The sequence below is a fragment of the Halostagnicola alkaliphila genome (assembly GCF_055379965.1).
In genome coordinates this window covers 221,148-235,135 of record NZ_AP043826.1, presented here as the reverse complement: position 1 = coordinate 235,135, position 13,988 = coordinate 221,148, and the positions used below count along the sequence as shown (strand labels likewise).

The following is a 13,988-nucleotide window of genomic DNA, read 5'->3' as shown; positions in this document are numbered from 1 at the left end:
CGCGCTCGCTGGCGGTCAATGACGGCCTTTTTCCCACTCGAGACCCGTTGTCGAGCTATGAGTGATCCACGTGCGGAGTTTCTGGCGGGCGAGCGGCCCGACGACGTCGCGCTGTTTCTGGCCGAATCCTACGTCGAAGACGACAGGTTAGAACAGTTCGGCGAGGAGGTCGAAGGCGGGGTGTTGATCGTCGTCGACGGCGAGAGCGGGCGAAACGCGTTCAAGGCCGCGACCGGCACGGACGCGATGGCCTTCGCGAAATCGGCGATGGCGACCGAGAGCCCGATCGACGACGACCTCACGGACGGGGTCTGTCCCGAGGGAGACGGTTCTGACGACGAGACGAACGAGCACGGCGTCCAGTACATCTTCGCGTTCGCCGAGGAGCAAAACGAGGAGGTTGGCGGAGTGTATGCCGACGGAGATGTCGTTCACGCGTACGCGCAATGTCAATGTGAAACGTCGTACTCGGACCGCTGGGTTGCCGAGTAGTCGCTCTCGTTTTTCGTCGCCGTCGCGGTTTTTTCCATCGCCGTCGTGATGCTCTCTCGCGCTCGAGAGGATATCCGCTTTCGAACCACCCTAAAGGACCATCTTTATCCGTCCCAGCGGGGTACGGCCGCCTATGAGTTCCTTCGAAACGCCACACGAGACCGACCGCGGGTTCGGCATCTCGAGTCGCGAAGCTCGCGTGATCGGCGGGGCGAGCATCCTCATGGCGATCAACATTGCCCTGATGGCCGTCTTCGTCGAGACGCCGCTCGCAGTGGTTAACGACTACCTGTTTCAGGCACCGATCATCGGCGTGCTCGTCTACGGTGCGGCGATCATGGTCGGCGAACTGATCGCCGAGCGGGGCGTCGAGGGCGGTGACTTCGGCATCGCCTTCGTCGGAATGGTGGTCTTGCAACTCGCGTTCGGCACGTTCGGCGCGGGCGTCCTCTCGTTCGCACCGTCGGAGAGTCAGCTCGCGATCCTCGGCGTGACGGCGATCATCGTCGCGATCATGACCGCACTGATATCGGGATACGTCTACGCGCGCTCGAAGACCTTCGAGAGTTGGGGATCGTACGCCAACTACTCGTTCATCGGCGGCGTGATCGCCATCGCCATCGGGACGTTCTTCGCACCGGTCCTGCCGGTCGGGTTCGTCCTGATCTTCCTCGGATTCATCCTGCGGCTCGGCTGGGAGATCTGGCGCATCCGAGATCAGCGGGACATGCCGGTCGGCCTCCAGACCATCGGCGTCTACATCGCCGTCGCCGGCGTCTTCGTCCACGTCCTGCAGCTCGTGATTCGGTTCTTCGCTCGAGAGTAGAAATCGTCGCACCCATTTTCGTTCGTAGAACCGGCGGTAGCCAGCCCGTTTGATCGCGTAAGAACGGATCTATGGTGTCGTAAAATCACACCGCGACGATTTCTCACGCGTACTCGAGCGAATCCGTATACTGATCGAGCAGGAGCACAACTCCGCCACCCAGTACGCCCGCGAACACCGTTCCGGCGATGAGACGCGGCGTCCACTGGGCCGTTTCGGCCAGCGCTCGCTCGACGGGAAGACGCAGTGCGCCCACCATAAGCCCGGTGAGAAACGCCATCAGGGCGACGCGATATCGCTCGAGCGCCCATTTCACCAGGCGAGCGATCGTCGCGAGTCCGAGGACAGCGCCGGTCATGAAGGCGACGAGAAGGGGTCCGGTTTCGACCAGCGCGTCGATGCTTCCGCCGCTCGGGAGGGCGAAGGCGGCACCGACGAATTCGTTCAACGCGCCGAGGAGAAATTCGTACTGACCGAGAATGTAGAGAAACGCCGCGCCGGAGATACCGGGAAGCACCATCGCCGAAATCGCGATGGCACCCGCGACGAAAATCATCGGGAGGCTTCCCGCTGCTCCTCCGCTCGTCACGCCGCTCACGGTAAACGCGATCACGATAGCACTGACGCCCGCCGTCCGTTGGCCGATCGTCTCGAGGTCGACGTCTCGATAGATCACGACGGCGGAAGCGGCCATGAGACAGAAGAAAAACGCGCTCATCACGGCGGGGAAGGACGTGAACGCGACTTCGATGACGCGGGAGGTCGCGAGCACCGCGGTGGCGATTCCGAACCCGAGGGCCAGCAAGAACGGGACGTCCATTTCGAGGAGCAGTTTGTACGATCGCTCGCGGGCCGCGCCCGTTCGGATGTCCATTAGATTCGGTAGCACGCGCAGGTCGAGGGCGGCGATCGCGGTGACTAGGCGTTCGTAGATACCCGTGATGAGCGCGATCGTGCCGCCGGACACTCCGGGGACCATATCTGCCGCCCCCATACAGAACCCCTTGAGATATATTGCGAGCCAATCGCGGGCCCGAGCGGAACGGACGACTAGAGAAGATCGACGTTGGGCTTCGTCTTCCATACTCAGTGTCGCCCCGGGGAGTGTCCGCCGCCATCGAGCATTGACTAGGTGTACTATAGTACGAAATAAAGGGCTTTCCCAGCGGCTTACTCGTCCGCTTCGTTCACTTCGCTCGCTTCGTCCTCGACGACGGCACCGAACGCGTCCAAGATTACCTGCTTCGCGACGGATCCTCGAGTCGTCCAGTGGTTGGCGTAGTCGAGCATGTCGTCGTAGATGTCGGGCTTACAGCCCGCGGCCTTGGGGTGACCGCCGCCGTTTACCTTCCCGGCGACCTCGTGACACAGTTCGAATTCGTCGGTGCCCCGGATCGAGGCCGAGCCGGCGGGTTTGACGATGATGGAGGCGTCGGCTCCCTGCTCGCGCATCGCTTCGGCGACTTCGTTCTGGGAACACCGGCCGTAGGTGATGCCGACGGTGTAGTCGCCGACTTCTCGAAGCTCCGAGCGGGAGACGGCTCGCTCGATCAGGGCCTCTTTCTCGACCCGGCGTTCGGCGATGTACTCCTCGACCCACTCGGGGAAGTTCGCGCCGTACTCGCGGACGACCTCGACGTACTCCGCTGGGTCGGTCCAGTAGGCGTAATCCGCGAGGTCGTCGCTTCGGGGATCCTCGCGAAGCCAGAGGTCGTGATCCCGCGTGACCGCGGCCAACTCCTCGAACTTCTCGTCGAAGTCGTACTCGAGCGAGCGGTAGACGACGTCCGCCGTGCACTCCTTGTCCGAATCGCCGACGACGAGTGTGACGCCGGCGTCCCGAACCGACGCCGCAACGTCGTCGTCCCACTGGTGGTGATCGTACCACTCGATGCTTCCTGCGGTTTCGAGCGCCGCCTCGAGTTCGTCCTCGACGTACTCGTATCGGTCCGGACAGAGGTCACAGACGTAGAGGTCGATCCCGTCCGCGCCGTGGTCGGCGACCTGCTGGAGCGAGTCCTCGAGGTTGTGCGGGCTTCCCGGAACGAGCGCGACTGTGTGGGGGGTCGGCTCGGGTTCCTCGAGGAGTTCCTCGTCCTCATCGGCGGTCTCGTCGGTTTCGTTGGTCGCGTCCGCCTCGTCGCTCTCTCCCGTATCGGGCCCCGGAATATTTTGGACATCGCCGTACAGTTCGCGCAACAGCGCGACGCAGGCCAGCCCGTCCGCATCGGGGTCGGCGACGACGGCGACATCCGCGCCCTCGAGTGCGGATTTGGCTTCCTGTTCCTCGAGGTCCTCCTCGAGGGTGTCAGGCATGAAAAAGCCCGTCCCCGGCAGGACGGACTTGCGAGCGAGCGATAACTCGCCGCTCTCGATGATATCTTCGTACATACCGTCAGTTGAGAGACGCTATGGGAAGAACCCGCCGGTATCGATGCTCGAGCGGGCCGGCCCAGCAATCCCTTCATTTGGGAGCGGTTTCGAGCGTCTCGATTGTAACTACTTCCAGTTTTTCTTCCCAAATATGGATTGTATATGGGTGCTCGATAACCTCATTCAGTTACGTCTTTGCCCATACCTTTTTCAGGAACGCGTTCTTCGTGGTATCTATGTCGATACAACGACGAACGTTTCTCGCTGCTGTGGGGAGTAGCGCCGGGATCGCGCTCGCCGGCTGTCTTAGCGGGGACGACGACCCCGACGGAGACGAGGCGGGGATCGTCGGCACGACGCTGACGCTTACGACGACGACCAGCACCTACGATACGGGCTTGCTCGACGAGATCAACCTCCCGTTCGAGGAACGCTACGGCGTCACCGTCGACACCGTTTCCCAGGGGACGGGTGCGGCCCTCGAGACCGCCCGATCCGGCGACTCGGACGTCGTGATGGTCCACGCCAGATCGCAGGAAGACGAGTTCCTCGAGGACGGCTACGGCGTGAACCGACGCGATATCATGTTCAACGACTTCGTCGTCGTCGGGGATTCCGACGACCCGGCGGGGATCGGCGGGGGCGAGGACGCGGCCGAGGCCTTCGATTCGATCGCCGACTCCGAATCGTTGTTCGTCTCGCGCGGGGACAATTCCGGAACGCACACGAAGGAACTCGAGCTCTGGGACGAGGCGGGGGTCGCCGTCGAAGAGTCCGGCGACTGGTACGTAGACGGCGGCGGCGGAATGGGCGAGATCCTGACCGAAGCCGACATGCAAGGTGGCTACACGCTCGCCGACCGAGGGACCTACATTTCGATGCAAAGTGATATCGACCTCGAGATCCTCGTCGAGGGCCCGATCGAGGACGGTCCCGAGTTGCTCGCAAACCCCTACGGGATCGTCGCCGTCAATCCCGAGGTCCACGATAACGTCGAGTACGATCTCGCGATGGCTTACATCGGCTACATCACGAGTCCCGAGGCGCAAGAGATAATCGGGGAGTACACCGTCGAGGACGAGCAGCTGTTCTTCCCCGAGGCGCTCTCGGAGGATCCGAACTTCCACCAGTACGTTCCCGAAGAGTGGACCGGAGGCGACGGTGAGTAGCTGTCGGGTTGCTGTGCGATGATGACCGCGCGTATCACGCGCTTGGGGGAATCGCGACGCCGGGCTGAGAAACGTCTGTTAGCCGCGTCCGCGACGGCGCTCCGTTTCGAACACTACTTCCCGACGGAGTCGAGCTATTCGGACACGAGAACACCGGTGCGTTCGCCATGATATTCGACGCCTTGCTCCCCCTCGTGGCCGCGTTTCCCTTCGAGTGGACCTACGTTCGGAGCATCATCGAGGTCTCGCTGTACGTGAGCCTCACCGCCGTTTTCCTCAGCACAATCGTGAGCGTCCCGATCGCGTTGCTCGTCGGATTCAGGGACTTTCGTGGCAAGAACTTCCTCACGTCGATCATCACGACCGGGATGGGGTTCCCCAGCGTCGTCGTGGGACTGGTCGTGCTCTTTGCGGTCTCGAACGAGGGACCGCTCGGTTCGTTCGATCTCGTCTTTACGACGGAAGCGATGATCCTTTCCCAGATCGTCCTCGCGGTACCGGTTATCACCGGCGTGAGCCTGGCCGCGGTCTCGAGCGTCGAACAGCAGGTCAGGGACGCGGCGTTCGCGATGGGCGGCACGCGCTACGACGTGGCACTCGTGACGATCAAGGAAGCCCGGTACGGGCTCGCGACCGCAGTTCTCGCGGGTTTCGGACGGGCGATCAGCGAGGTCGGCGGCGTCCTCATCGTCGGCGGCAACATCGCGGGTGCGGACGGCGAATCCGTGACCCGGACGCTGACGACGGCGATCCAACTCGAGGCCAGGCAGGGCCGCTTCGAGACGGCGATGATCCTCGGCGCGATCCTCGTCGCGCTCGTCCTGCTCGTGAACGCGATCGTCGTCCGTCTGGGCGACGACGGGGGTGGCTACCGATGACGCTTCGAACCGTCGATATCGATCACGGCTACGACGGCGAAGACATCCTCGAGGACGTGTCGCTCGACGTTCCACCCGGTGAAATCGTCGCGATCATCGGCCCCTCCGGCGTCGGGAAGACGACGCTCCTGCGCTTGCTCGCGATGTTCGAGCGGCCCCTCGACGGCTCGCTCGAGTACGACGGCACCGACGTGTGGGACGCATCCGAACAGCGCCGACTCGAGTACAGACGCGATATCGGGATGGTGTTCCAGGAGGCGAGCCTCTTCGACGCGAACGTCCGGCGGAACGCCGAGTACGGCCTCCACATTCGCAGGTCGTGGCGAGATCGGCTCCACCGCGAGTTCGCCGACCTCGTCGGGCTCCGAAACGGGGCGAGTCCGGCGATGGAGGCGCTCGAGGTCGTCGGCCTCGAGGGGAAACTCGAACAGCACGCCGAATCGCTCTCGGGCGGGGAAGCCCAGCGGGTGGCCTTCGCTCGCGCGCTCGCGTACGAACCTGACTTTCTCCTGCTCGACGAGCCGACGTCGGACCTCGACCCCCGAAACACCGCGGTGATCGAGGAGGCGGTCCGCGAGGCCGGAGATCGCGGTATCGGCGTCGCGATCGCGACCCACGACATGAACCAGGCCGAGCGGATCGCCGATCGAGTCGCCGTTATCCTCGGCGACGGGATCATCGAGGTCGGCGAGACCGAGACGATTTTCGAGGATCCGGCGGACCAGCGCACACAGAAATTTATTGATGGCGAGTTGATTTATTGAAAGACGAACTCGGCCCGATCAGGTTTGGCGGAGCCGCGAACCGACGGCTCATCGAACGACTCACCGACGACCGAATACACCGATGACACTCGAAAAAGAGTACAAGACGGAACTAGCCGTAGACGGCAAGACGATCGACCGGCGCGACATCGAGATGCTCGAGGCGATCGACGAGCGCGGCTCGATGCACGCGGCCGCCGACGCCCTCGGGCGATCGTACGCCCGGCTTCAGGGCCGGATCGTCGAACTCGAGGAGTCGCTTGGCGACCTCACGGAGCGACGCCGCGGCGGCAAAGGCGGCGGCGGGACCGAACTCACGCAAACGGCTCTCGAGGTCCGCCAGCAGTTCGAGCGCCATCAGACGGAGCTCGACGGGGTCGCTCGAGCGACCGAATCGGTGTTTCCGGGAACGGTTCGAGAGCGGACGGGAGCCCTCGGCACCGTCGAAACGGTTGTCGGCCCCGTCGTAGCGCTCGTTCCGGAGGGGACGACCGACGTTCAGGTCGGCGTTCGATCCGACGCTGTCGTCCTCTCCGCACCCGATGGATCCTCTGCGGGCGAGGAAACGAGTTTCCGCAACCAGTTCACCGGGACGGTTTCCTCGGTCGACGCGAGCGACGGAATCGCGAGGGTTACGCTCGCGCTCGAACGGACTCGAGATTCGGCGCTCGACTCAGACGCGGCGGACGACTCCAGCGATCCGTTCGAACTCGAAACCATCGTTACGCAGAGGAGCGTCGACGCGTTGGATATCGACCCCGGAACGCGAATGCGCGCCTCGTTCAAAGCGACGGCTGCTCGAGCGATTCCGAGGGCTGTCGCCCCGTCCAGCGACGACCAGCCCGATCAACTGGATTGAAAACGAACTATCGGCTTCGCCGCAGAATCAGGTGTTGACGGCGTCTTTTGCGGCCGAATCGCCGCTCGAGGGGTCTTCGGACGGCTCGAGCTGTCGAACCGTCAGGACGGGAACGGGCGACGTTCGGACGACGCGCTCGGCGACGCTTCCCAGCAGCAGTCGGTTTTCGCCGTGGCGACCCCGCGTTCCGGTCACGACGAGGTCGGCGTCGGTGTCTCGCGCGTACGAGCATATCTCCGCGGCGGGGCGGCCCTCACGGACGTCCGTCGTGAGCTCGAGGCTCGAGCGCTCCTCGACGGTCGCGAGCGCGGCGTCGGCGTGGGTCTCGAGGGCCGTCTCGAGTTCCTCGCGGAGCTGTTCGGGCGAGGCGTCGACTTCGCCGGCGTCGATGACCGAGAGGGCGTGGACCGTCGCGTCGAAGCGGTTCGCGAGGTCGAGTCCGACGTCGACGGCACGTTTCACGCTCTCGGAGCCGTCAGTTGCGACGACGACCGTTTCGAACATACGGGGACGTTGCGTCCGAGCCGATATAAACGTACAGCAGAAGCGACGCCGAAAACGGAGGGGAACGAGGAGGGGGCTTTTTGAAGTCCGGGTACGCACTCACGAGTATGGACGCTAGCGATCCAGTCGCCGTCGATACCGTCCTCGCCCCGGTCGACGGCAGTGTCGAGTCGGCTACCGCTTCCGAGTACGCCGTCGCTGTCGCCGATCGGTACGACGCGTCCGTCCACACGCTGTACGTGCTGGGACGCGGCATCGTCCGCGGCATGGACGCCGGAACCGTCGACGAGTCCGATATCGCGGAGAGCACGCAAGACTTTCTCGAGGATATCGGCCAACTCGCCGCCGACTCCGACGTCCAGTTCTCGCGATCGGTGACACACGGCTTTTCACAAACCCAGAAGACGCGCCACCCCGGCAGTGCCGTCCTCGACGCGGCCGACGACATCGGCGCCGACTTCATCGTCCTCCCGCGGGAGTCGGTCACCGATTCGGACGCCGATATCCTCGAGAAGGCGGCCGAATACGTGCTCGCGTACGCGAGCCAACCCGTTTTGTCTGTCTAACTTCGTTTTGTCTGTCTAACTTCGTTTTGTCTGTCTACCTTTCCAGCCCGTCCTGTCGGCAGTTCGTCCATCCGTTTTTCCAGTGACCTCCTTCGAACCGCCGGTACCGTTTCCTCGATTGCTGGTCGAAGAAACGCTGACAAAAAGATTTTAGTTATTTGAAATTAGTAGCCGAGTGTAATACGATGGATCCGCGACAGTCTCTCGAGTCCCCCCGCGATACCTTCCGGTGGTTACTCCACGAAGGGGCGCTCATCGCCGGTATCTTTCTGTTTTGGATCGGAATAGTATTCCTTCTTCGGACGTTCCTGTGGCTTTCACGGGTTGTATTCGAAGGGTTTGGAATTTACCTCGGAGTGTCGCTCGTTTGGTCCGTTCACGACTCAACTCTGCTGTGGGTACTAGCCTTTCTGGTAGCTGGGGCAACAACCACACTCTACGTTTTCGTTCGAGCGGGGACAATACTTCTCGAGGCCAGTTATTCGTGACGAACCGTGGAAAATTTGGGGAGGGTCGATCTGCCGGACGTTCTCTACTGGACGGTCTCACTCGAGGCGGGGCGTTCACCGTCCGAACGGGCGACTTCACTCGAGACGAATCGTCATCTCCTGTTCGAAGCTCTCGCTTCCCGTCTGATGGAAGCCGACCCGTTCGTAGAGCGCGATCGCGGGACCGTTCCACCGCTCGACGGTAAGCCAGACCTGCTTGATGCCGATCTCGCTCGCGTGGCCCAGCAGGTGCTCGAGCAACTGCGTGCCGATCCCCGCCCGTTGGTAGTCCTGCAGGACGAAAATCGCCAGTTCCCACTCGATATCGGCGGGATCGTCGACGTTCGCGGGGTCCTCGGAATCCGGGACGAGCGTCGCGTGACCGACGGCGTCGCCGTCGTGACGGGCGATGACGTTTACGCCGATGTCCACGATGGACTCGAGCCAGTTACGAATCCGCTCCTCGCCCGTCGGCGGGATGCCCTGCGCGCGGTCGACCGGGTCGAACGCGTCGTACATTTCGATCAGGTTCTCGAGCACCTCGTCGTCGACTTCGGTCGGTGCCCGGATCTCGATCGTTCGTTCGTTGCCGTCTTCGAACGAATCGGGCGGCTTCGGAAACGGCCCGGAGGGTTCGTCCGAGTACTCTCGTGTTCGTTCCATCGTTATCGAACCAGTTTGACAGTCGTCGGTGCGTTCAACAGGACGAACTCGGCGATCGGGCCGAGTCTGATCTTTCCCATCGGGCTGACGGTTCCGCCGCCGATGACCAGTTGATCGAATTCGCCTCGCTCGGAAAAGTCGACGAGTGCGCTTCCCGGGTCGCCCTCGAGGGTTTTGACCTCCGTCTCGATGCCGGCTTCGGTGAGGAGCTTCGTCGCCTGTTCGTGCATCTCTTCCTGGGATCGCTTGGATTCGGGTTTATCGACGATGACGACGGTGAGGTCGTCACCGACGTCCGACGTTCGCTCGATCGTTCGCCGAAGCGTTTTTATCGATTCGTCGCTCCCAGCGAGACCCAGCAATACCTTCATATCTCCGTGTGCGTGCCGACGGACGAAAATGATTGTGCCCAGCCGCCCGTTCTGAGGCAGGTCCGTGTGAGAGTAGCAACTGTGCATGGGACTCACAGACGCATATCGCACAATGTGTGCGTGACGACGGCGTTAAGGCCGTGTGGCCAATAGGCTCACGGAATGAGTGATGCGGCGCTCGATGTCGTCGAGTTTTTGCTCACGACGAGCGTATATTCAGACGATAGATCGTTAGACGAGAACGACTTGCAACCCGGTGTCCGTCAGGTGTTTTGGACCAGCGGCTCGGGGGACGAGGACGAACAGGGCGGAAATCGACAGGGTGGAATCAGCCGTCCGCTGTCGGCGACCAATCAGACAATTCGAGAGGCGACCGGCGTCGACGCCCCGTGGAACGCCGTCGGCGATCTCATGTTCACCGATCGCGACGAGTTCTCCGGAACCGTCTCGCTCACCCAACGGGACATGGCCGAGGATTGGTTCGCCGAACGTGCAAGCGACGAGCGGGTCCTCGAGAACCCGACCCTCGCGAAGCACTTCGAGGACCGCGAGGACCTCGATGTCGATCACGAGCAAGCTCGAGAGCGAAACCGGCCGATCCAGGCCGATCGGGTTTGGATCGACGGCCTGCTCGAGGAGTACTTCGACGAGGAAGAAGACGATGACATGCTCGACCTGGTCGAGATTCGTGCCCCCGAGGAGGTCGACATTACGCTCGACGATCTGGTGTTGACCGAGAGCCAGGAGGACGAAATCGACAAGATCGCGAAAGCGATCGAACACCGCGATTACCTCGCGAACATCGGGCTCCGAGAGATCGGAAAGCTCCTGTTCGTCGGCCCGCCAGGGACGGGAAAGACCTCGACCGCGCAGGCGTTAGCTCGAGACATGGACTTGCCGTTCGTCGAGGTCAAACTCTCGATGATCACGAGCCAGTACCTCGGCGAGACGGCCAAAAACGTCGATAAGACCTTCGAGGTCGCCAAACGGCTTTCGCCGTGTATCCTCTTCATCGACGAGTTCGATTCCGTCGCCAAGACTCGCCGGAGCGACGAGCACGCGGCGCTCAAGCGAGCGGTCAACACGCTCTTGAAGAGCATCGACAACATCTCGCTGATTCAGGACGAAGTGTTGCTCATCGGTGCGACCAATCACCCGGACCAACTCGACGCCGCGGCGTGGCGGCGGTTCGACGAGATCGTCAACTTCCCGAAACCCGACTCCGGGATGCGCTCGGACATCCTCCAGGTGATCACGAGCACGATGGATATCGAGGAGTTCGATCCGGGCGTCATCGCCGAAGCGACCCAGGGACTCACCGGAAGCGACCTCCGAATGGTTCTCCGAGAGGCCGTTCTCGAGGCGCTGACCGAGAACCGTCGAGATCTCACTCAGGGCGACCTGCTCAACGCGGTCGAGGAGTTCGAAGAGCGCGATAACCTGAAGAATATGGACATGATCGACGGCGATCACGACGCGCTGGTTGCAGGCGGCGATATCGGCGGCGAAAGTGAGGACGACCGTTCGCACGATCACGACCACGATCATGCGCATGATCACAGTCACGACGATTAGCGTCGGCTCGTTCTTCCCCACTACTCGACTCCCCGCAGGCGATCTCTGACGCCACTCTTTTCGTCCCCCCGTCCGATACCTGTACGTATGTCCACCGATCGGAACGTCTACGGAACCGAACTCCAGCCCTGTAGCGCCGATCCGGAGACCGGCTTTCTCCGCGACGGCTGTTGTCGGCGCATCGAGGGCGACCGGGGTCGCCACGAACTCTGTGCCGTGATGACCGAGGAGTTTCTCTCCTTCAGTAAGGCGCAGGGAAACGACCTCACGACGCCCAAACCGCAGTTCGAGTTCCCCGGCCTCGAGCCCGGTGACCGCTGGTGTCTCTGTCTCGGCCGCTGGATCGAGGCCGAGGAGGCCGGCCACGCGCCGCCGGTCGTTCTCGAGGCGACCAACGAGGCGGTGCTTCGAGATGTCGAACCGGATCTATTGCGCGAACACGAATACGAACGAGAGACCGGTTCCGGCTGGCGGATCGACGACCGAGGAAGTGACAGCGACGAACGCGGAGTTCTCGACGACGAGACGTGACGATGCGAGTCACGTTACTCGGGTCCGGCGATACGACGGGGACGCCAACCGTCGGCTGTGACTGTGACACCTGCGAAGCCGCTCGAGACCGCGATATCGAACGCACTCGGTTTTCGGTCCATGTGGAGAACGAGCGAACGGACGAGTCGTTCCTGATCGATTTCAGTCCGGACTTTCGCTATCAGTTTCTGCGCGAAGACGTGCCGTTGCCCGACGCTGCGGTTATCACGCATATCCACTTCGATCACTTAGACGGACTGGGCAACGTCTTTCGAGTACTCGATGAACTCGACGTGTACGCCGCGGACGAGACCGATCCGAAGACGGGCAAAAGCGTCGCCGAGACGGTCGCGAACGATTACGACTACCTCGACCCGGTGACGGTCCATCCGACGACGCCGCTCGAGCCGGTTCGTCTCTGTGGCTTCGACGTAACGCTCGTCCCCGTCTCCCATCCACCGTTGGTCTGTTACGGGCTGGCGATTGAGGACCCCAAGACGGGCTCGAAACTGTCGATTTCGGGCGACACGAGCTACGCCGTTCCCGAGGAGTCTCGAGCGGTGCTGGCCGACGCCGATCTCCTGCTGGCCGACGGGATCGTTCCGGCACACCTCTGTGAGTTCCATCCGATCGGCGGTCGCCACGAGAATTTCGACGGCGTTCCCCGGACGTTCGGCACGAAACACATGACTCGAGAGGGAGCAATCGAACTCGCCGACGAACTGAACGCCGAGAAGACGCGACTGGTTCACGTGGCCCATTACTACCCGGCCGACGAAGCGTTCGAAGAACCGCTGGCGCTCGACGGCGAACAGTACGTTCTCGAGTAAACTCGTTCCTCGAGCTACCCGAACTGATCTAGCCCCGACTGCCGCCGGCGCTCGCCGCTCGGGTCGCACCGCCACGGCGTTCGACGGCCACGTTCGGCCTCGAGGTCGATCTCCGGCTCGGTCGCCGGATCGTGACCCGGACACGAAGCGCCACACTCCGACTCGGCGTCGACGATTCGCCCCTTCCAGGAACAGAACGGGAGCGGCGTCGACGAGTTCGGCACGGATTCGCCGCGACTCCCCGAGTTCTCGACCCCCTCCGTTTCGTCTCCAGCACCGGTTGTCGACGGCTCGCAGGCCCCACAGTCGGGAAACCGGAACGTTCGCCACCCCTTTCCGAACGCGCGCTCCGCCATTTGTCTCCGCGTCCGGGCTTTCCGTTCGGGCGAGACGACCGCCACGTCGGTGTGGCCCGGCTGGTACTCGAGCGGCTCGATACCCGGCTCGTCCGGTGAGAGCGGCGTCGGTTCTCGGATTACCTCAATCACGAGCCCTCCCTCTCCGACGCTACCATCCGTCCCCTCCCTCGAGACGCGCCAGACGCCGACCTCCTCTGGAATTCGGTTCAGGTGCGCGCCGGTGACGTAGCTCTCGGTCGCGAGGATGGCTTCGTCGACGAGCCCGAGGCTCGCGTCGGTCCGGAGCTGGGCCTCGAGGTCGCCCGGCGTTCCGAGATCGGGTTTGTTTTCGATGCCGACGATTCGCGAGTACCAGTCGGGATAGCGCGCGACCTGTCGGACGTACTCGCGGCCGTTTCGCAGTTCGGATTCGAAGAAGTCGATCTCGAGGGCGCGTTCGACCGCGCTTTTCGCTCGCTCGGGGTGACAGTCGTCGGCGAAGGCATCTTTCCAGTAGCGAGCCGTTCCGGGGCCGACGTCGGCCTCGATGGCGGCGTCGGGGATCGTCTCACTCGTCAGCGCCAGTCGCTCTTCGAACGCCGGCCCCGGCTCGACGCAGACGACGTCGAGGATCCGCCCGCCCGGCTCGGCGACGGCTCCGCCGAGTTGCCTGGCGACGATGCCGTCGCCGGTCGTTCCCGGCCGGCCGGCGGACTCGAGGTGGGCACACAGCTCGAGTTCGAACGCGAACTCAGACACGA

General features: G+C 62.9%; 16 protein-coding genes. 10 read left to right on the top strand and 6 right to left on the bottom strand.

Translation table 11 applies throughout. The annotated features are described in order from the left end of the window. Positions 1–57 precede the first annotated feature (57 nt). The gene (locus ACZ5C7_RS06250; RefSeq protein WP_464375491.1) at positions 58–492 is read left to right on the top strand and encodes a DUF5807 family protein; all 435 of its coding nucleotides are present in this window, start codon (positions 58–60) and stop codon (positions 490–492) included. Between the two features lie 133 nt (positions 493–625). Beyond that, positions 626–1,318, top strand: coding sequence for a hypothetical protein (locus tag ACZ5C7_RS06245; RefSeq protein WP_464375490.1), 693 nt, complete (start codon positions 626–628; stop codon positions 1,316–1,318). A gap of 103 nt (positions 1,319–1,421) precedes the next feature. Here ACZ5C7_RS06245 and ACZ5C7_RS06240 read toward each other — a convergent pair whose 3' ends face one another. Next, on the bottom strand, positions 1,422–2,312 hold the full coding sequence (locus ACZ5C7_RS06240) for a DUF368 domain-containing protein (RefSeq protein ID WP_464375489.1): 891 nt from the start codon (positions 2,310–2,312) through the stop codon (positions 1,422–1,424). Positions 2,313–2,488: 176 nt separating this feature from the next. Then, entirely contained in the window at positions 2,489–3,709 is a 1,221-nt protein-coding gene (locus tag ACZ5C7_RS06235; RefSeq protein WP_464375488.1) for a DHH family phosphoesterase, read from the bottom strand. A 218-nt stretch (positions 3,710–3,927) separates the two neighbouring features. On the opposite strand from ACZ5C7_RS06235, the gene ACZ5C7_RS06230 reads away from it, so the two are divergent. The 4 genes from ACZ5C7_RS06230 (at position 3,928) to ACZ5C7_RS06215 (ending at position 7,361) form a co-directional block, all read left to right on the top strand. Next, positions 3,928–4,860 (top strand): ABC transporter substrate-binding protein, encoded by a 933-nt coding sequence (locus tag ACZ5C7_RS06230; RefSeq protein ID WP_464375487.1) that lies wholly within the window; start codon positions 3,928–3,930, stop codon positions 4,858–4,860. 167 nt (positions 4,861–5,027) lie between these two features. Beyond that, entirely contained in the window at positions 5,028–5,738 is a 711-nt protein-coding gene (locus ACZ5C7_RS06225) for an ABC transporter permease (RefSeq protein WP_464375486.1), read from the top strand. Further along, positions 5,735–6,502 (top strand): ABC transporter ATP-binding protein, encoded by a 768-nt coding sequence (locus ACZ5C7_RS06220; protein WP_464375485.1) that lies wholly within the window; start codon positions 5,735–5,737, stop codon positions 6,500–6,502. The genes ACZ5C7_RS06225 and ACZ5C7_RS06220 overlap by 4 nt, the downstream gene beginning before the upstream one ends. Before the next feature lie 82 nt (positions 6,503–6,584). Then, positions 6,585–7,361, top strand: a complete 777-nt coding sequence (locus ACZ5C7_RS06215; RefSeq protein WP_464375484.1) for a LysR family transcriptional regulator — start codon at positions 6,585–6,587, stop codon at positions 7,359–7,361. 27 nt (positions 7,362–7,388) lie between these two features. Here ACZ5C7_RS06215 and ACZ5C7_RS06210 read toward each other — a convergent pair whose 3' ends face one another. Then, the gene (locus tag ACZ5C7_RS06210) at positions 7,389–7,865 is read right to left on the bottom strand and encodes a universal stress protein (protein WP_464375483.1); all 477 of its coding nucleotides are present in this window, start codon (positions 7,863–7,865) and stop codon (positions 7,389–7,391) included. A gap of 107 nt (positions 7,866–7,972) precedes the next feature. Between ACZ5C7_RS06210 and ACZ5C7_RS06205 the strand changes: the two genes are divergently transcribed. Beyond that, entirely contained in the window at positions 7,973–8,431 is a 459-nt protein-coding gene (locus ACZ5C7_RS06205) for a universal stress protein (RefSeq protein ID WP_464375482.1), read from the top strand. 584 nt (positions 8,432–9,015) lie between these two features. Here ACZ5C7_RS06205 and ACZ5C7_RS06200 read toward each other — a convergent pair. Both ACZ5C7_RS06200 and ACZ5C7_RS06195 read right to left on the bottom strand, forming a co-directional pair. Next, complete coding sequence (locus ACZ5C7_RS06200; protein ID WP_464375481.1) at positions 9,016–9,582, bottom strand: N-acetyltransferase family protein; 567 nt, start codon at positions 9,580–9,582, stop codon at positions 9,016–9,018. Between the two features lie 2 nt (positions 9,583–9,584). Continuing rightward, on the bottom strand, positions 9,585–9,953 hold the full coding sequence (locus tag ACZ5C7_RS06195; RefSeq protein WP_464375480.1) for a universal stress protein: 369 nt from the start codon (positions 9,951–9,953) through the stop codon (positions 9,585–9,587). A gap of 162 nt (positions 9,954–10,115) precedes the next feature. Between ACZ5C7_RS06195 and ACZ5C7_RS06190 the strand changes: the two genes are divergently transcribed. From ACZ5C7_RS06190 to ACZ5C7_RS06180, 3 genes are all read left to right on the top strand, one after another. After that, positions 10,116–11,528, top strand: coding sequence for an ATP-binding protein (locus ACZ5C7_RS06190; protein WP_464375479.1), 1,413 nt, complete (start codon positions 10,116–10,118; stop codon positions 11,526–11,528). Between the two features lie 87 nt (positions 11,529–11,615). Next, positions 11,616–12,059 carry a DUF2237 family protein gene (locus ACZ5C7_RS06185; RefSeq protein WP_464375478.1) on the top strand — a complete coding sequence of 148 codons (444 nt, stop codon included), beginning with the start codon at positions 11,616–11,618 and terminating at the stop codon, positions 12,057–12,059. A gap of 2 nt (positions 12,060–12,061) precedes the next feature. Next, positions 12,062–12,889 carry an MBL fold metallo-hydrolase gene (locus tag ACZ5C7_RS06180; RefSeq protein WP_464375477.1) on the top strand — a complete coding sequence of 276 codons (828 nt, stop codon included), beginning with the start codon at positions 12,062–12,064 and terminating at the stop codon, positions 12,887–12,889. A 14-nt stretch (positions 12,890–12,903) separates the two neighbouring features. On the opposite strand, the gene ACZ5C7_RS06175 is transcribed toward ACZ5C7_RS06180, so the two are convergent. Further along, entirely contained in the window at positions 12,904–13,986 is a 1,083-nt protein-coding gene (locus ACZ5C7_RS06175) for a DUF5787 family protein (RefSeq protein WP_464375476.1), read from the bottom strand. Positions 13,987–13,988 lie beyond the last annotated feature (2 nt).